Annotated in this window: 21 protein-coding genes; 14 read left to right on the top strand and 7 right to left on the bottom strand. The window is 67.9% G+C overall.

Translation table 11 applies throughout. The features are described 5' to 3' along the window. Positions 1–90: 90 nt before the first annotated feature. Positions 91–729, bottom strand: coding sequence for an HAD family hydrolase (locus tag ACTIFJ_RS12895; RefSeq protein WP_439534521.1), 639 nt, complete (start codon positions 727–729; stop codon positions 91–93). A 16-nt stretch (positions 730–745) separates the two neighbouring features. Further along, positions 746–871, bottom strand: a complete 126-nt coding sequence (gene ykgO / locus ACTIFJ_RS12890; RefSeq protein WP_439534520.1) for a type B 50S ribosomal protein L36 — start codon at positions 869–871, stop codon at positions 746–748. A gap of 124 nt (positions 872–995) precedes the next feature. Here ykgO and ACTIFJ_RS12885 point away from each other — a divergent pair, with 124 nt between their 5' ends. From ACTIFJ_RS12885 to ACTIFJ_RS12845, 9 genes are read left to right on the top strand one after another with little or no spacing between them, the layout of a single operon-like run. Further along, a complete protein-coding gene (locus ACTIFJ_RS12885) occupies positions 996–1586 on the top strand; it encodes a DUF4136 domain-containing protein (protein ID WP_439534519.1) in 591 nt (196 codons plus the stop codon). Continuing rightward, positions 1583–2719: a M14 family metallopeptidase gene (locus ACTIFJ_RS12880; RefSeq protein WP_439534518.1), complete on the top strand. Its 1137-nt coding sequence runs from the start codon at positions 1583–1585 to the stop codon at positions 2717–2719. Before ACTIFJ_RS12885 ends, ACTIFJ_RS12880 begins: the two co-directional genes overlap by 4 nt. Positions 2720–2741: 22 nt before the next feature. Next, on the top strand, positions 2742–3533 hold the full coding sequence (locus ACTIFJ_RS12875; protein WP_439534517.1) for an enoyl-CoA hydratase-related protein: 792 nt from the start codon (positions 2742–2744) through the stop codon (positions 3531–3533). A gap of 2 nt (positions 3534–3535) precedes the next feature. Beyond that, complete coding sequence (locus ACTIFJ_RS12870) at positions 3536–4201, top strand: glutathione S-transferase family protein (protein ID WP_439534516.1); 666 nt, start codon at positions 3536–3538, stop codon at positions 4199–4201. Positions 4202–4248: 47 nt separating this feature from the next. Continuing rightward, complete coding sequence (locus ACTIFJ_RS12865) at positions 4249–4497, top strand: exodeoxyribonuclease VII small subunit (RefSeq protein WP_439534515.1); 249 nt, start codon at positions 4249–4251, stop codon at positions 4495–4497. Positions 4498–4502: 5 nt separating this feature from the next. Continuing rightward, a complete protein-coding gene (locus tag ACTIFJ_RS12860; RefSeq protein ID WP_439534522.1) occupies positions 4503–5402 on the top strand; it encodes a polyprenyl synthetase family protein in 900 nt (299 codons plus the stop codon). Between the two features lie 11 nt (positions 5403–5413). Then, positions 5414–5911 (top strand): pantetheine-phosphate adenylyltransferase, encoded by a 498-nt coding sequence (coaD, locus tag ACTIFJ_RS12855; RefSeq protein WP_439534514.1) that lies wholly within the window; start codon positions 5414–5416, stop codon positions 5909–5911. Between the two features lie 4 nt (positions 5912–5915). Beyond that, a complete protein-coding gene (locus tag ACTIFJ_RS12850) occupies positions 5916–6665 on the top strand; it encodes a peptidylprolyl isomerase (RefSeq protein ID WP_439534513.1) in 750 nt (249 codons plus the stop codon). A gap of 43 nt (positions 6666–6708) precedes the next feature. Beyond that, positions 6709–7389: an HPP family protein gene (locus ACTIFJ_RS12845; protein ID WP_439534512.1), complete on the top strand. Its 681-nt coding sequence runs from the start codon at positions 6709–6711 to the stop codon at positions 7387–7389. Between the two features lie 30 nt (positions 7390–7419). Here ACTIFJ_RS12845 and ACTIFJ_RS12840 read toward each other — a convergent pair whose 3' ends face one another. The 3 genes from ACTIFJ_RS12840 to ACTIFJ_RS12830 are packed head-to-tail and all read right to left on the bottom strand — an operon-like array spanning position 7420 to position 8677. Continuing rightward, the gene (locus ACTIFJ_RS12840; RefSeq protein ID WP_439534511.1) at positions 7420–7902 is read right to left on the bottom strand and encodes a DUF2846 domain-containing protein; all 483 of its coding nucleotides are present in this window, start codon (positions 7900–7902) and stop codon (positions 7420–7422) included. Beyond that, on the bottom strand, positions 7899–8444 hold the full coding sequence (locus tag ACTIFJ_RS12835; RefSeq protein ID WP_439534510.1) for a hypothetical protein: 546 nt from the start codon (positions 8442–8444) through the stop codon (positions 7899–7901). Before ACTIFJ_RS12835 ends, ACTIFJ_RS12840 begins: the two co-directional genes overlap by 4 nt. A 17-nt stretch (positions 8445–8461) precedes the next feature. Then, the gene (locus ACTIFJ_RS12830; protein ID WP_439534509.1) at positions 8462–8677 is read right to left on the bottom strand and encodes a hypothetical protein; all 216 of its coding nucleotides are present in this window, start codon (positions 8675–8677) and stop codon (positions 8462–8464) included. 148 nt (positions 8678–8825) lie between these two features. Here ACTIFJ_RS12830 and queA point away from each other — a divergent pair, with 148 nt between their 5' ends. After that, the gene (queA, locus tag ACTIFJ_RS12825) at positions 8826–9854 is read left to right on the top strand and encodes a tRNA preQ1(34) S-adenosylmethionine ribosyltransferase-isomerase QueA (protein ID WP_439534508.1); all 1029 of its coding nucleotides are present in this window, start codon (positions 8826–8828) and stop codon (positions 9852–9854) included. Between the two features lie 3 nt (positions 9855–9857). Here queA and ACTIFJ_RS12820 read toward each other — a convergent pair whose 3' ends face one another. Beyond that, a complete protein-coding gene (locus ACTIFJ_RS12820; RefSeq protein WP_439534507.1) occupies positions 9858–10862 on the bottom strand; it encodes a phytanoyl-CoA dioxygenase family protein in 1005 nt (334 codons plus the stop codon). A 97-nt stretch (positions 10863–10959) separates the two neighbouring features. Between ACTIFJ_RS12820 and ACTIFJ_RS12815 the strand changes: the two genes are divergently transcribed. Together ACTIFJ_RS12815 and ACTIFJ_RS12810 are read left to right on the top strand one after the other, a co-directional pair. Further along, on the top strand, positions 10960–11553 hold the full coding sequence (locus ACTIFJ_RS12815; protein WP_439534506.1) for a DNA-deoxyinosine glycosylase: 594 nt from the start codon (positions 10960–10962) through the stop codon (positions 11551–11553). A gap of 3 nt (positions 11554–11556) precedes the next feature. Beyond that, positions 11557–12246 carry a hypothetical protein gene (locus tag ACTIFJ_RS12810; protein ID WP_439534505.1) on the top strand — a complete coding sequence of 230 codons (690 nt, stop codon included), beginning with the start codon at positions 11557–11559 and terminating at the stop codon, positions 12244–12246. Positions 12247–12427: 181 nt separating this feature from the next. On the opposite strand, the gene ACTIFJ_RS12805 is transcribed toward ACTIFJ_RS12810, so the two are convergent. Beyond that, positions 12428–12793 carry a hypothetical protein gene (locus ACTIFJ_RS12805; protein WP_439534504.1) on the bottom strand — a complete coding sequence of 122 codons (366 nt, stop codon included), beginning with the start codon at positions 12791–12793 and terminating at the stop codon, positions 12428–12430. Between the two features lie 90 nt (positions 12794–12883). On the opposite strand from ACTIFJ_RS12805, the gene mgtE reads away from it, so the two are divergent. Both mgtE and ACTIFJ_RS12795 read left to right on the top strand, forming a co-directional pair. Then, positions 12884–14290, top strand: coding sequence for a magnesium transporter (gene mgtE, locus ACTIFJ_RS12800; protein ID WP_439534503.1), 1407 nt, complete (start codon positions 12884–12886; stop codon positions 14288–14290). After that, positions 14290–14682: a DUF1489 family protein gene (locus ACTIFJ_RS12795; RefSeq protein WP_439534502.1), complete on the top strand. Its 393-nt coding sequence runs from the start codon at positions 14290–14292 to the stop codon at positions 14680–14682. The genes mgtE and ACTIFJ_RS12795 overlap by 1 nt, the downstream gene beginning before the upstream one ends. The last annotated feature ends 72 nt before the right edge of the window (positions 14683–14754 follow it).

The following is a 14754-nucleotide window of genomic DNA, read 5'->3' as shown; positions in this document are numbered from 1 at the left end:
TGGTCCTGCGGCATCACCACAATTTTTGGGGGTCGGGGGCGTGCGCCCCCAGCCGCCGGAGGCACTTTTCTTACCGCCGGAGGCGCCCTCCTACAGCAACCCCTCACCCTCCAGCCGCGCGCGCAGCCGGGCGGCGCCGGAGAAATGGTGACCGGGGAAGCCCTGGGCCTCACCGGCGCTGATGTTTTCGGCGCGGTCGTCGATGAACAGGCCTTCGCCGGCGGCGAGGCCGAAGCGGCGGCGGGCGAGCTGGTAGATGGCGGCGTCAGGTTTCACCAGCCGTTCGGTGCCGGAGACGATGATGTCGGTGAACAGGTCGAAGATTGGCGCGGTGGCGCGGAAGCCGGGCCAGAATTCGGCCGAGAAATTGGTGATGGCGTAGAGCGGCACCTGGCGGGCGGCGAGCGCCTCGACGATCTCGAGCATGCCGGGCAGCGGGCCGGAGATGGTTTCCAGCCAGCGCGGGACATAGGCGCGGATGAGTGCTTCTTCGGCCGGGTAGCGGGCGACCAGCTCGGCGGTGGTATCGGCGGCCGGGCGGCCCTGGTCATGCTGGAAGTGCCACTCGGGGGTGACGACATGGGCGAGGAACCAGCGCAAGCGCGCCGGATCATCGATCAGCTTGCGGTAGAGAAGGCCGATGTCCCATCCGTACAGCACATTGCCGACATCGAAGACGACCGCGCGGGGGCGGACGCGTTCGGCGGTATCTGACAGACGAGAGGCCAAGATGGCCTCCGGCCGATCAGCCCTGGCGGGCCTTGAAGCGGCGGTTCACCTTGTTGATGACATAGGTGCGGCCATGACGGCGCACCACCTGACAATCCCGGTGACGGTTCTTCAGGGACTTGAGGCTGTTGCGGACCTTCATGATCTGTCTCAAAAACTCGGGTGGCGGATGGGAAGCGGGGTCGATAGACACTGGGGTGTGGCAAGTCAATGATCGATCCCCATATAGTTGTTTTACCCCCATGTTTGTTCGACCGAGGTGTCCCATGCGTCTTCTTCCTGCCCTGCTTGCTCCGGCGCTGCTGATCGTTGCGGGGTGCGCCACGACGCCGACCGCCGATGTGACGCGCTTCCATCTCGGCCAGCCGATTCCCTTCGACACGATCAGCCTTGTCTCGCCGGGCGCGGGGCCAACGCTGGAGGAGCAGCAGCGGCAGAACGCGGTGTCGGCGGAGCTGGCGCGGCTCGGCTTCCGGCCGGTGCCCAATGACGGCAAGAGCGCCTATGTGGCGACGCTCAGGGCCGAGCAATCGAGCCATGAGGGCGCGCCGCAGGGCAGCCGATTCAGCATCGGGCTCGGCGGTGGCACCTTCGGGCGCAATGTCGGCGTCGGCGGCGGGGTCAATATCCCGGTCGGCGGCGAGCGGGCCGGGCCGCGGGTGTTCGGCAATCTGGTGATGCTGGAGATCAAGCGTCGGTCGGACAATTCCATCGTCTGGGAGGGCCGCGCCATGCAGGAGGTCTCGGAAAAGGCCGGCGGCGCCAGTCTGAACGCGGCGGTGCCGCAGCTGGTGCGGGCGCTGTTCGACGGCTTTCCGGGGCCGTCTGGCCAGATGGTCAAGGTGCCGATGAAGTGAGCCTGTCGGTTTCGGCGGCGTTCGATTCGGGCAATATCGTCGTCGAACGGCTCGGCGGGCCGGATGATATCGAACTGCGCATCCGCAAGGACCGCGACAGCGAATTCTTCCAGTGGTTCCATTTCCGGCTGTCCGGGGCGCGGGGCCAGCGCTGCACGCTGCGGATTACCGGGCTGGAAGCCAGCGCCTATCCGGGCGGCTGGCCCGGATACCGGGCGGCGGCCTCAAACGACCGCCATCACTGGTGGCGGGCCGAGACGCGCTATGACAGGGACGAGGCCGGCGGCACGCTGACGATCACGGTAACGCCGCAGGGCGACACCTTATGGCTGGCCTATTTCGCCCCCTATTCGATGGAGCGGCACCATGATTTGGTGGCGCGGATCGGTGCGGCGCCCGGCGTGTCGGTGCGGACGCTCGGCACCAGCCTGGAGGGACAGCCGATTGACTGCCTGAGCCTTGGCGAGGGGCCATTGCAGCTTTGGTTCATCGCCCGCCAGCATCCGGGCGAAAGCATGGCAGAATGGTGGATGGAGGGCGCGCTCGAACGGCTGGTCGATGGCGACGATGCGGTGGCGCGGCGACTGCGCGAGAAGGCGACGCTGCATCTGGTGCCGAACATGAACCCCGATGGCAGCCGCAGCGGGCATCTGCGGACCAATGCGGCCGGGGTCAATCTCAACCGCGAATGGGCGTCGCCGAGCATCGAGCGGTCGCCCGAGGTGCTGCATGTGCGCGCCGCGATGATCGACACCGGCGTCAACTTCATGCTCGACGTGCATGGTGACGAGGCGATTCCGCAGGTGTTCGTTGCCGGCTTCGAAGGGATTCCCTCGATCACCGACCGGCAGCTGGCGCTGCTGCATGATTACAAGGCGCAGCTGGCGGCGCAGACGCCGGACTTCCAGACCCGGATCGGCTATCCGCCGTCATCGCCGGGCAAGGCCAATCTGACGATGAGCACCAACGCCGTGGCCGAACGCTTCGGCTGCCTGGCAATGACGCTGGAAATGCCGTTCAAGGACCATGACGACCGGCCCGACGCGGTGGCCGGCTGGTCGCCCGAACGGTCGAAGCAGCTGGGCCGGGACTGTCTGGTCACGCTCGCCGAAATGGTGGAAAGGCTGCGCTGAGCGCATCACGGAGACTTTGCATATGGCCTATGAGTTCATCCAGTTCGACGAAGCCGAGGGCGTCGCGACGCTGACGCTGAACCGGCCGGCGCAGCTGAACGCGATGCACACGCCGATGGTGGCCGAGATGATCCAGGCGCTCGACCGGGTGCGCGACGAGCGCACCAGCCGCTGCCTGCTGGTCACCGGCGCCGGCCGGGCGTTCAGCTCGGGCGCGGACCTCGCCGGCGGCGAGCTGTCCGCCGGCGACGGGCCGCCGGACACCGGCAAGGTGCTCGAATCGCATTTCAACCCGCTGCTGGAGCGGCTGATGGCGCTGCCGGTGCCCGTTGTCTGCGCGATCAACGGTGCCGCGGCCGGCGCCGGCTGCTCGATCGCGCTGGCCGGCGACATCGTGCTGGCCGGGCGCTCGGCCTATCTGCTGCAGGCGTTCATCAACATCGGCCTGGTGCCGGACGTGGGGGCGACCTGGATGCTGCCGCGGCTCGCCGGCAAGGCGCGGGCAACGGCGATGATGATGCTCGGCGAGCGGATCAAGGCCGATCAGGCGCTCGACTGGGGGCTGGTCTACAAAGTGGTCGACGACGAGGCGCTGGCGACCGAGGCGCGGGCGGTGGCGATCAAGCTGGCGCAGGGGCCGACGCGGGCGCATGCGCTGATCCGCCAGGGCATCCGCGCCTGCCTCGATTCGACATTGGGCGACGCGCTGCGGCTGGAGCGCGCCCACCAGCGCGAGGCGGGGCGGACGCAGGACTTTGCCGAGGGCGTGCAGGCGTTCCTCGACAAGAGGCCGGCACGGTTCGAGGGGAAATGACCATGGACAAGCCCATTCTCTACGGCGCCCTGCTGTCGCCGTTCGTCCGCAAGGTGATGGTGTTCGCCCGCGAAAAGGGCATCGAGTTCGAGATGAAGTCGATCGCGCTCGGCGACCCTGACCCCGGGTTCCGCGCCGCCAGCCCCTTCGGCAAGATGCCGGCACTCGTCCACGGCGACTTCAGCCTCGCTGACAGCAGCGCCATCGTCCAGTATCTGGAGGCGCTGCAGCCCGAGCCGGCGCTGATCCCGGCCGGGGCGCGGCCGCGCGGCCAGGTGATCTGGTTCGACGAATTTGCCGATACCATCCTGTTCGAAACCGCGCGGCGGATGTTCTTCAACCGCGTGGTGCTGCCGCTGGTGGCCGGGCGGCCGGGCGACGCGGCGGCCGCCGACAAGGCCGAGGCCGAGGAGATGCCGCCGATCCTCGACTGGCTGGAGACGCAGATCCCCGACAGCCAGTATCTGGTGCTCGACCGGCTGACGCTGGCCGACATCGCCGTGGCCAGTGCGCTCGCCAATGTCCGCCATGCCAGCCGCCTGCTCGACGATGATCGCTACGCAAAACTGCGCGACTTTGCTGCCTTTCACCACGCCCGGCCGTCGTTCGCCGGGATCATCGCGGCGGAAACCCGGTTCCTCGACAAGCGCCGCGCCGCTACCGCCTGAAATACGGGCGCTTGACCCCATGCGCCGGCCCGTCCAGAAACGCCGGCATGAACGATAGCAGCGTGACGGCCCTCAGCTTCGAGGATGCCCTGAAGCGATTGGAAACGATCGTGCAGAGTCTCGAAAACGGCACGGCCAGCCTTGAGGATTCGATCGCGCTCTACACCGAGGGCCAGGCGCTGAAGGCGCATTGCGAGGCCAAGCTGGCGCAGGCCGGGGCGCGGATCGAGGCGATCCAGCAGACCGACAGCGGCGATGCCGGCGGCACCCGGCCTTTCGACGCCGGCCAATCCTGACAATGATGGTATCGCACTCGCAAAGCCTGAAGCCGGCGCTCGATGCCATCGGCAAGGCCATCGACCAGCGCTTCGACCGGCTGATCCCGGTGCCCGAGGACAGCCGCGCTCGGCTCTACGAGGCGATGCGCCACGCGGCGATCGGCGGCGGCAAGCGGATGCGGCCGCTGCTGGTGGTGGCGGCGTGCGACCTGTTCCATGTCGACCGCGAGCGGGCACTGCGGGTAGCGATCGCCATCGAGTGCATCCATGTCTACAGCCTGATCCATGACGACCTGCCGTGCATGGACGATGACGATATGCGGCGCGGCAAGCCGACGGTCCACAAGGCCTTCGACGAGGCCACCGCCGTGCTGGCCGGCGATTCGCTGCACGCGCTGGCCTTCGAGGTGCTGGCCGACGAGGCAACGCACGAGGACCCATTCGCCCGGCTCGAGCTGATCACTGCGCTGGCGACGGCCTCCGGCCCGGCCGGCATGGCCGGCGGCCAGATGATGGACCTGGTGGCCGAGCATGAACTGTACGACATCATCGGGGTCACCCGCCTCCAGCAGCTGAAGACCGGCGCGCTGATCGGCTTCTGCCTGGAAGCGGGCGCGATCATGGGGCGGATTCCCGACAGCCAGCGGACACCGCTGCACGGCTATGCCCGCGATCTCGGGCTCGCCTTCCAGATAGCCGACGATCTGCTCGATGTCGAAGGCTCGGCCGAAAAGGCCGGCAAGGCACTGCGCAAGGACGAGGCCGCCGGCAAGGCGACCTTCGTGTCGCTGCTCGGCGTCGAGCGCGCCCGCACCCAGGCGCGGATGCTGATCGACCAGGCGATCGAGCATCTGGCGAGCTTCGGCGAGGAGGCCGACCTACTGCGCGCCATCGCCCGCTTCGCCATCGAGCGCGATCGCTGACCGGCGCGGCCATGCGGATCGGCGTCTATCCCGGCACTTTCGATCCCGTCACCCTCGGGCACATGGACATCATCCGGCGCGGCGCCAAGCTGGTCGACCGGCTGGTGATCGGCGTGGCGACCAACCCGTCCAAGTCGCCGATGTTCAGCCTGGCCGAACGCAAGGCCCATATCGGCCGGGAGACAGCCGATATCGCCAATGTCAGCGTCGTCGAGTTCGATGCGCTGCTGATGAAGTTCGCCGAGCGCCAGGGCGCCTCGATGATCATCCGGGGGCTTCGGGCGGTTGCAGATTTCGAGTATGAATTCCAGATGGCCGGGATGAACCAGCAGCTCAATAACAGCATCGAGACGGTGTTCCTGATGGCCGATGTGGCGTTGCAGCCGATCGCTTCACGTCTGGTCAAGGAAATCGCGCTCTATGGTGGCGACATCAGCAAATTCGTCAGCCCCGCGGTGGCAGCCGATGTCATCGCCCGGGTCGACGAGACGGGCCGAAAGGGCGATTGAGAACATGGCTGTTGCAGGGTCTTTTCGTGTTTCAGGGTCTCGCGTTTCAGGGCTGATCACGCTGCTGCTGGCGCTGGCCGCCGGCTTGTTCCTGTCGCTTCCCGCCATGGCCCAGAAGCCGAGCGAGAAGGACCTGCGGGCGCCGCCCAAGCTGCCGAAGATGGCCGCGCCGTCCAAGCTTCGCGGCAGCCTGACCACCATCGACGAGGATGATGTGCTGGTGCTCGACCTGTCGACCGGCGGCCGGGTGCGTATCCTGATGCGCGAGGATGTCGCGCCCAAGCATGCCGAGCGGATCAAGACGCTGGTCAAGCAGGGCTTTTATGATGGCACGGTGTTCCACCGGGTGATCGAGGGGTTCATGGCGCAGGGCGGCGACCCGACCGGTACCGGCACCGGCGGCTCCGAACTTCCCGACATGGAAGAGGAATTCAACGACCTGCCCCATGTCCGCGGCGCCGTCGCCATGGCGCGCGCCCAGGACAAGAACAGCGCCAACAGCCAGTTCTACATCGTCTTCCAGCCGGTGATGAAGCTGGACCGCAACTACACGATCTGGGGCCGGGTGATTTCGGGCATGCAATGGGTCGACGCGATCGCGCGCGGCGAGCCGCCCGAGAACCCGAGCCGTATCCTCAAGGCCTCGCTCGGCTCGGACAATCTGCCGCCGCCCGATTTCGCCGCGCTGCCCAAGCCAGTCGAGACCCCGGCAACAACGCCGCTGGCGACGGTGACGCCCGGCATCGGCCAGTAACGCACCGCGCGGCGACCCCGGTTCGGCGCGGAAGGACGGCGGCATGACGGGGTTCAGGATGGTGCTGGCCGGGGCACGACCGGGGCCGCGCCTGCTCGCAGCGCTGGGCGCCATGCTCGGCATCGCCGCCGCCGGGCTGCTCTGCGCGTCGCTGCCGCTCGATCAGACAGATTTGCCATCGATGGCGCTGCTGGTGGCCCCGATGGGGGCCAGCGCCGTGCTGATCTTCGCCGTGCCGGCCAGCCCGTTGGCCCAGCCCTGGGCGGTGATCGGCGGCAATGTCATCTCGGCCGCCGTCGGCGTCACGGTCGTGCAGTTCCTCGGCGTCTCGGCGCTGTCGGCCGGTGTCGCGGTCGGATGCGCGGTGCTGGTAATGTCGCTATGCCGCTGCCTGCATCCGCCGGGCGGCGCGGCGGCGCTGCTGGCGGTGGTCGGCGGGCCGGTGGTGATCGAGGCCGGCTATTGGTTCGTGGCGCCGGTGGCGGCCAATGCGGCGGCGCTGCTGGCGGCGGGATGGCTGTTCCACCGCGTCTCCGGCCGCTCCTATCCGCACCGCCCGGCCGCCAACCCGGCTACGCCGCCGACCTATGCGCCCGGCCTCCACCGCCGCGACATCGACGCCGCGCTGGCGGACCTGGGCGAGACCTTCGACATAGACCCCGACGACCTCGACCTGCTGATGCAGACCGCCGAGCAGATCGCGGCGGCGCGGCAGAAGGCCTGACCGCGCCGCCGGATCTTTCAGCGCCGGATCTCAGCTCGCCTTGCCGGGATCGGGCAGCACCTTCGGCCCGATGTCGTCGCTGTCGACATATTTCAGGCTGTCGCGCTTGGTGCCGAACTCCTCGGCGCTCGACGGCGACAGGTTCGGACGGCCGGACATCACGCCCATGCGGATCGTGCATTTGACATAGCTGGTCTCGCCGGGATCGACCTCGAGGTTGAGGACATCCTTGGCCTCGCTCTTGGCGTTGAATTCATAGGCACCGGGGGCGAGGTTGAGGACAAAATACTTGCCGGCGCCCAGTGCGCTGATGCGTTCCGTACCGATATTGACGCCGCAGCCCATGGCGCCGCCCACCACCGTCCCCGACCGCCAGAACACGATCTGGCCCTGCCCGTCCGGCGGGGCCGGCAGCGTTGCGGGCACCGGATTGCCCTTGTCGGCGGCCTGCACCGCCGAGAGCGGCGCCGTCATCATCAGACATGCCAGCATGGCATGACGCATCGGTGTCATTGGTCGTGCTCCTCGTTGTGAACCACATCTGTCGGACTGTCCGGCCGGGTCTCAGGGATGACGAAGGCCTCGGCGGTCTTCGCCGTGCCGATCTGCCCGGCCGAAACCAGCGCGCTGGACCCGGTGACCAGCAGCCCGGCGAGCGGCACTACATTGGTGGCGACCAGCGCCTCGGCGGTGTTGTTCGCCCCGGCCTTGCCGATTCGGAACCCCAGCAGCTTGAGCGGGACGCCGCCGACCATCAGATGCCGCGCCGCCAGCAGCAGCTCGCCCGGCCGGCCGCCGAAGCCGGTGCCGGCGCTGTGCACGACCTGGCCTTCGCCATGGGCGCCGCGCGGCACCACCACCTGGCCGTCGACGACGATGTCCGACAGCGAGGTCAGCGGGAAACGGTCGCCACGCCGCGCGGTCTTGGAAGACAGCGGGACGTCGACCTGGAGCATGACCGGCGTGCCGGCGGGGATCACCCGTGCTGCGGCAGCCATGGGCCCGGTCTCCGCCTGAAGCGGCGCAAGCGCCGCCAGCGCGACCATCAAAATCACGCACGCGCCGCGCCGACTCATGATACCGCAATCATGTCGACGGTGGCCAGTTGTACCAGATTGATGACGGCAAAAAAGAGAATCGAATTATCCGGACCGAATGTCTTGGCGTTTACTTTTGCGGCCGGAATCACGGGGATAATTTCATTTCGCGGCAGCGAAGTTTCAGCCAAAACCGGCGCACACACGAAGACAAGCATGCCGAACGTGATCCGCAGCCACTGTCGATCCACCGATGCTCGCCTTTGCCCCGACTTGCAGGAGTGACGATAGTGAAGATGAACGGGCTTGCCTAGATGGGGGATTAAGACATTTTTACGACACGGCCCGCGGGATCGATACAGCCTTCAATTCTGGGGCCGCGCTGCTAGACGGTTCCCCATGCTGGTCAGCGACTTCGATTTCGATCTGCCGCCCGAGCGGATTGCGCTGCGGCCGGTGTCGCCGCGCGATGCGGCGCGGCTGCTCGCGGTGCAGGGCGCGGCCCTGGCCGACCGGACGTTCCGCGACCTGCCCGAGCTTCTGGCGCCCGGCGATGTGCTGGTCGTCAACGATACCAGGGTGATTCCGGCGCAGCTCCACGGCTGGCGCGGGGCGGCGCGGATCGGGGTGACGCTGCATAAGCGCGAAGGGCTGAAGCAATGGTGGGCGTTCGTGAAGAACGCCCGGCGACTGAAGATCGACGATGTGGTGGCCTTCGGGGCGGGGCTGGAGGGCCGGGTCGCGGCGCGCGGCGACGACGGCGCCATCCTCTGGGACTTCGCCTGCGACGGCCCGCTGGAACCGGCGCTGGCGGCGGCCGGCACGATGCCGCTGCCGCCCTATATCGCCGGCAAGCGGCCGACCGACGCGCAGGACGCGCAGGATTACCAGACGCTCCATGCCGAAAAGGACGGGGCGGTGGCGGCGCCGACCGCCGGGCTGCACTTCACGCCCGAACTCTGGGCGGCGCTGGCAGCGCGCGGCATCGGCCGCGAGACGCTGACGCTGCATGTCGGCGCCGGCACCTTCCTGCCGGTCAAGGCCGAGCGGGTCGACGAGCACCGGATGCACAGCGAATGGGGCGAGATCGACGCCGCCACCGCAGCACGGCTGAACGCCGTGCGGGACCGGGGCAACCGGCTGATCCCGGTCGGTACCACCTCGCTGCGGCTGCTCGAAAGCGCCGCCCGCGGCGGCCGTATCGAGGCGTTCAGCGGCGATACCGACATCTTCATCACGCCGGGCTACCGCTTCCAGGCGATTAATGGCCTGGTCACCAACTTCCACCTGCCGAAATCGACGCTGTTCATGCTGGTCAGCGCGCTGATGGGGCTCGACGTGATGCGCGCCGCCTATGCCCATGCGATCGCGCGCGACTATCGCTTCTACAGCTATGGCGATGGCTCGCTGCTGCTGCCGGCGCGTTGACCGTCAGCGCTGCTTGGCGCGGATCGCGGCCTTAACCGCCTTTTTCTTGAGCCAGTAAAAAGGGCCGGGGAAGTTGCTCTCGGCCCAGAGCACGGCGCGGTTGGCCGGGCTCTGCTGGTCCTTGGGTCGGAAGACATGAACGTCGTTGACCACATCGGTCTGCAGCTCCAGCACCCTTGTCTGAAGCTGCAGGAACCGGTCGCGCGCCGGGATCATGTGGCAGGTGATGGAGCTGCGCGAGCGATGCTCGTCCTGGCTGGCCAACGAGCCATGGATCGTCCAGGCATTCCAGAACAGCACATCGCCCTTGTCCAGCTTCGGCGCCCTGATCTCCATCTGGCGGGCGCGAATCTCGTCGACGACCTTGCCGATGTAGACATCATGGTTGTCGGCGATATTGTTGTAGATGTCCTGCTCGCCAAGATCGATCTTGTGCGATTTCGGGCATATGAAGAAGCGCCCGGCGGTGGCGGCGATGTCCTCGATGGCGATCCAGGCCGCGGTCATCGTGCCGATATTCTCGGAATCGAGATAATAGCTGTCCTGATGCTCCCAAGTCGCCGAATTGCCCTCGAAATACATCGACTGGACGATCTTGGGATTATCGCCGAGGAAATGCCGCGCCACCGTCTTCAGCGCCGCACTCGTCAGGATCCGGTCGACGGCAAACTGGCGAAACGTCGGAAAACGCCGCGGATCGACGCTCTGCAAATTGAGGATCGGGTTCATGATCCAGCCGTTGCGGTTGGTGACATGCCGCTCCGCCTTTGCCGTCGCCTGGCGGTAGATGGCACCGCCGAACGGCTTGACCTCCGCCTCCCACAGCGCGCGGATGGCATCGCAATCCTCGGCAGCGATCAGCCGGCGGAAGACGACATAGCCCTCGGCCCGGTAATAGGCGAGCGCCGCGTCCAGCTGGTCCAGGCCGAACTTGGGAGAGATATCCTCATCGTCGGTGTCCGGCACATCGACGGCGATGCCATTGGGCGTGTTGATCCGGGTAACCACTATATTCCCTCTTGTTCCGGCGATGCCGGACCGAATAGTCTCGAGACCGAGCCTCACGTCGTCGGAGCATGATCATGGCGCGGCGCCTGCCATGCCGATGACCCATGTGTCCTTCGCCTGCTACCAGATCGGCCAGGGCATGGACAGACCGAAACAGCCCCCTGCCCCCGCCCGCGTCGCCTCCTTTCCGGCCGTGCTGGGGGCCGACACGCGGGTGCTGCTGCTCGGCAGCCTGCCGGGACAAGTGTCGCTGGCCCGGGCGCAATATTATGGCCATCCGCAGAACCAGTTCTGGCGACTGATCGGGGCGGTGCTCGACACTGACCTCACCGCCCTCGCCTATCCGGCGCGGCTGGCGGCGCTGACCGGCGCCGGCATCGGGCTGTGGGACGTTATCGGCTCGGCCGCGCGCGCCGGCAGCCTGGACAGCGCCATCCGCGCACCCGAAGCCAACCCGCTGGCGGCGCTGGTCGCCTCCCTGCCCGCCCTCGCCGCCATCGGCTTCAACGGCGCCGCCGCCTACCGCCTCGGCACCGCGCAGCTGGCAGGATCAGCCATCTCTATGCTGCCACTACCCTCGAGCAGCCCGGCCTATGCCGCCATCAATTTCGAGGCCAAGCGCGCGCGCTGGCTGGCGCTGCGGCACTTTCTCGACCGGCCGGCGCTGGCGCCCGGGGCCTCCACACCCTAAATCATGCTCATGTATCTGCTGATCATCCTCATCGGCCTCGGCCTGCTTTATGCCAACCGCAACCGGCTGGCACTGCTCGGCTCGGCCTTCGCCCAGGTCGTCGCCGGGCTCTGTCTGGCCCTGGCGCTCGGCGTGCTGCTCGGCACGGTCGCCGGCACCGGCTCGGCCGCGCAGGCCGGGCTGTCGGCGCTGTTCACCCTCATCCTCGCCTTTCCCTCGGTCTGGCTGCTCGGCCGGCTGGCCCCCGCCCCCGCCACCGCCCTCCCCGCCGCCACCGACCGCCGACGCTTCTGGCAGCGCGCCAACCCCGCCCAGCTGCCCGGCGCCGCCGCCTGGGATGCACTCGGCCGCGCCGCCACTGACCAGGCCGCGCGCATCGCCGTCGCCCGGCGCAGCGCCGCCCGGCTGCTCGCCGCCAGCGCCAGCCCCAACCCGCCCGCCGACCCCGGCGAACTCGCCAGCGTCATCCGCAAACACGTCCCCGCCGCCATCGATAGCGCCCTGGCCGAAGCCGCCAGCCAGCAAGGCGCCACCCGCACCGCCACGCTCGAAACCCTCGTCGACACCCTCGAAGACATCGCCGCCGAAGCCGAGCGCCTGATCGCCAGCCGCAGCGACAGCCGCGAAGGCAACCGCGAAGTGGCCCTGCTGCGGCGCCGGCTGGAAGCAATGGGGCGGCCCCGGGGGTTATAGGAAGCAGCCTCCGGCGGTGAGAGAAAATGCCTCCGGCGGCTGGGGCCGCAGGCCCCAGACCCCTATCATTTGAGTAACTCCGCAGCACCGTCTGCCGTCGCTGTGCGGAGGCCCAATTATCGGGGTCTGGGGCCTGCGGCCCCAGCCGCCGGAGGCACTTCTCTCACCGCCGGAGGCCACTTCACCCCCGCATCAGCCACCACATCCGCGCGCAGAAGGCGATCGTGGCGATGCTGGCGTGGGCGATGATCAAATTGCCGGCGGCAGCGGGTTTGGGCTTGGCGATCAGTGGCACCAGCAGGCCGGTGAGGAAGGCGGCGGCGAGGCCGAGGCCGGCGATGGTGCTCCAGTCGCCGCCCGGCGCGCGGGTGCCGTCCGGAGCGCCGCGCAGCAGCAGCGCGAGCCCTTCGAGGCCGGCGGCGGCAAGCAGCAGATGGGCGGCACTCATCGCCTTGGCGGCACGAACGCCGCACCAATATTGCCAGGCCATGTAGCCGCCGAGCATAACGGTTGTGCCGAACAGCAGCACCACGACCAGCATTGCCATCGCCTCATCTCCCCGCCTGCAGGATATCGTCGCAGATACGGACGGCAAGCGGCTGTGGCGCCGGGCGCGGCATCGGGGTAAGCGGTGGCCATGGTCGATCCGATTGCCCAGCCCTATGCGGAGACCCCGCGCGAGGCCCTTGAGGAGGGTCGGCTGAGCCGTGCCTATGTCGATTCGGTCAATGCGGCGCTGGGCGCCGAGGATATCGAGGCGGTGCGCGCGCTGGTGGCCCCGCTGCACCCGGCAGATATCGCCGATCTGTTCGCGCTGGTGCCGGAGGATACGCGCGGGCCGCTGGCCACGGCGATCGGCGAGGCACTCGATGCGGCGGTGATCGCCGAGCTCGATGACTATGTCCGCGACGACGTGCTGGCGGACATGAGCGCGGTCGAGGTCGCCGATGTGATGACCCGGCTCGATACCGACGATGCCGTGGCGATCATCGAGGACATGGAGGCGGACGAGCAGCGCGAGGTGCTCGATGCGCTGGCCCCTGCCGACCGCGCCGATATCGAGGCGGCGCTCAATTATCCGGAGGAATCGGCCGGCCGGTTGATGCAGCGCGAGCTGGTGGCGGTGGCCGAGACGATGACCGTCGCCGATGTCATCGCCCATGTCCGCGCTAGCACCGACCCGGCGACCGATTTCTGGGAGATTTTCGTCATCGACGCGGCGCGCAAGCCGGCAGGGACGATGCGCCTGTCCTGGCTGCTGACGACGCCGCCCGAGACCTCCGTCTCCGACATCATGCAGCGCGAGCAGACGCTGATCCCGGTCGATATGGACCAGGAGGAAGTGGCGCTGATCTTCCAGAAATACGGGCTGATCTCGGCCGCGGTCGTCGACGGCCAGGGCCGGCTGGCCGGTGTCATAACCGTCGATGACATCGTCCACATCATCCAGCAGGAAGCCGGTGAAGATGTGCTGAAGCTGTCCGGCGCCGGTGATGGCGATATCAACGAGCCGGTATTCAGCACCTATCTGACCCGCTCGCGCTGGCTGGTGACCAACCTCGGCACCGGCATCATCTCGGCCTCGGTGATCGGCGCCTTTGCCGGCACCATAGAGCAGTTGGTGGCGTTGGCGGCGCTGTCCCCGATCGTGGCCAGCGTCGGCGGCAATGCCGGCAACCAGACCATGGCGGTAACGGTGCGCGCGCTGGCCACCAACCAACTGACCGAGGCCAATACCCGGCGCACCATCGGCCGCGAGATCCGCGTCGCCGTGCTCAACGGGCTGACCATCGCCGCGCTGATGGGCACCGGCACGGCGCTGTTCTTCGGCAACGCGCTGCTCGGCACGGTGATCGCCATGGCGATGCTGTTCAATATCGTCATCTCGGGGCTGGCCGGCGTGCTGGTGCCGGTGACGTTGGAGCGGCTGGAGGCCGACCCTGCGGTGGCGTCCTCGGTGTTCGTGACGATGATCACCGATTCGATGGGGTTCTTCGCCTTCCTCGGGCTGGCAACGCTCGTCGGGGTGTCACACCTCGGCTGATGCTGCACCTGACCAAGGTGGCGGTGGGCTGCGCGGACATTTCGGAGATCGGCCGGCATCAGGCGGCGCAGGGCGGCGCGGCGCTCACCCGCTTCATGCCCAAGCGCGCCGAGGAACTGATCGGTGGCTCGATCTTCTGGATCATCAAGCACCGGCTGGTCGCCCGCCAGACCATCCTGTCCTTCGCCATGGCCGACACCGCCTGGGGGCCGAAATGCCGGATCGGGCTGGTCCCAGGCCCGGTGCCGGTACAGCCCCAGCCCCGCCGCGCCCATCAGGGCTGGCGCTACCTCGACCCCGCCGACGCCCCGCCCGACCTCGATGGGGCAGGCAGCGGAGACGACCTGCCGGTCTTCATGGTCCGCGAGCTGCAGGCGCTGTGGCTGATCTAGCTGCAAGATATGCCTCCGGCGGTAAAAAGATGCCTCCGGCGGTAAAAGAATGCCTCCGGCGGGGGGGGGGGG

It is taken from the genome of Polymorphobacter sp. (assembly GCF_051860865.1).
Lineage (GTDB): Bacteria > Pseudomonadota > Alphaproteobacteria > Sphingomonadales > Sphingomonadaceae > Sandarakinorhabdus.
Note: the sequence above shows the minus strand (reverse complement) of the source record. Positions and strands in the feature narration are given on the sequence as shown.

Excerpts from the sequence above, each read along its gene's own strand:
- ykgO (WP_439534520.1), bottom strand. The coding sequence starts at position 871 with ATGAAGGTCCGCAACAGCCTCAAGTCCCTGAAGAACCGTCACCGGGAT.
- ACTIFJ_RS12885 (WP_439534519.1), top strand. The coding sequence starts at position 996 with ATGCGTCTTCTTCCTGCCCTGCTTGCTCCGGCGCTGCTGATCGTTGCG.
- ACTIFJ_RS12875 (WP_439534517.1), top strand. The coding sequence starts at position 2,742 with ATGGCCTATGAGTTCATCCAGTTCGACGAAGCCGAGGGCGTCGCGACG.
- ACTIFJ_RS12870 (WP_439534516.1), top strand. The coding sequence starts at position 3,536 with ATGGACAAGCCCATTCTCTACGGCGCCCTGCTGTCGCCGTTCGTCCGC.
- ACTIFJ_RS12865 (WP_439534515.1), top strand. The coding sequence starts at position 4,249 with ATGAACGATAGCAGCGTGACGGCCCTCAGCTTCGAGGATGCCCTGAAG.
- ACTIFJ_RS12860 (WP_439534522.1), top strand. The coding sequence starts at position 4,503 with ATGGTATCGCACTCGCAAAGCCTGAAGCCGGCGCTCGATGCCATCGGC.
- coaD (WP_439534514.1), top strand. The coding sequence starts at position 5,414 with ATGCGGATCGGCGTCTATCCCGGCACTTTCGATCCCGTCACCCTCGGG.
- ACTIFJ_RS12850 (WP_439534513.1), top strand. The coding sequence starts at position 5,916 with ATGGCTGTTGCAGGGTCTTTTCGTGTTTCAGGGTCTCGCGTTTCAGGG.
- ACTIFJ_RS12845 (WP_439534512.1), top strand. The coding sequence starts at position 6,709 with ATGACGGGGTTCAGGATGGTGCTGGCCGGGGCACGACCGGGGCCGCGC.
- ACTIFJ_RS12840 (WP_439534511.1), bottom strand. The coding sequence starts at position 7,902 with ATGACACCGATGCGTCATGCCATGCTGGCATGTCTGATGATGACGGCG.
- queA (WP_439534508.1), top strand. The coding sequence starts at position 8,826 with ATGCTGGTCAGCGACTTCGATTTCGATCTGCCGCCCGAGCGGATTGCG.
- ACTIFJ_RS12815 (WP_439534506.1), top strand. The coding sequence starts at position 10,960 with ATGACCCATGTGTCCTTCGCCTGCTACCAGATCGGCCAGGGCATGGAC.
- ACTIFJ_RS12810 (WP_439534505.1), top strand. The coding sequence starts at position 11,557 with ATGCTCATGTATCTGCTGATCATCCTCATCGGCCTCGGCCTGCTTTAT.
- ACTIFJ_RS12805 (WP_439534504.1), bottom strand. The coding sequence starts at position 12,793 with ATGGCAATGCTGGTCGTGGTGCTGCTGTTCGGCACAACCGTTATGCTC.
- mgtE (WP_439534503.1), top strand. The coding sequence starts at position 12,884 with ATGGTCGATCCGATTGCCCAGCCCTATGCGGAGACCCCGCGCGAGGCC.
- ACTIFJ_RS12795 (WP_439534502.1), top strand. The coding sequence starts at position 14,290 with ATGCTGCACCTGACCAAGGTGGCGGTGGGCTGCGCGGACATTTCGGAG.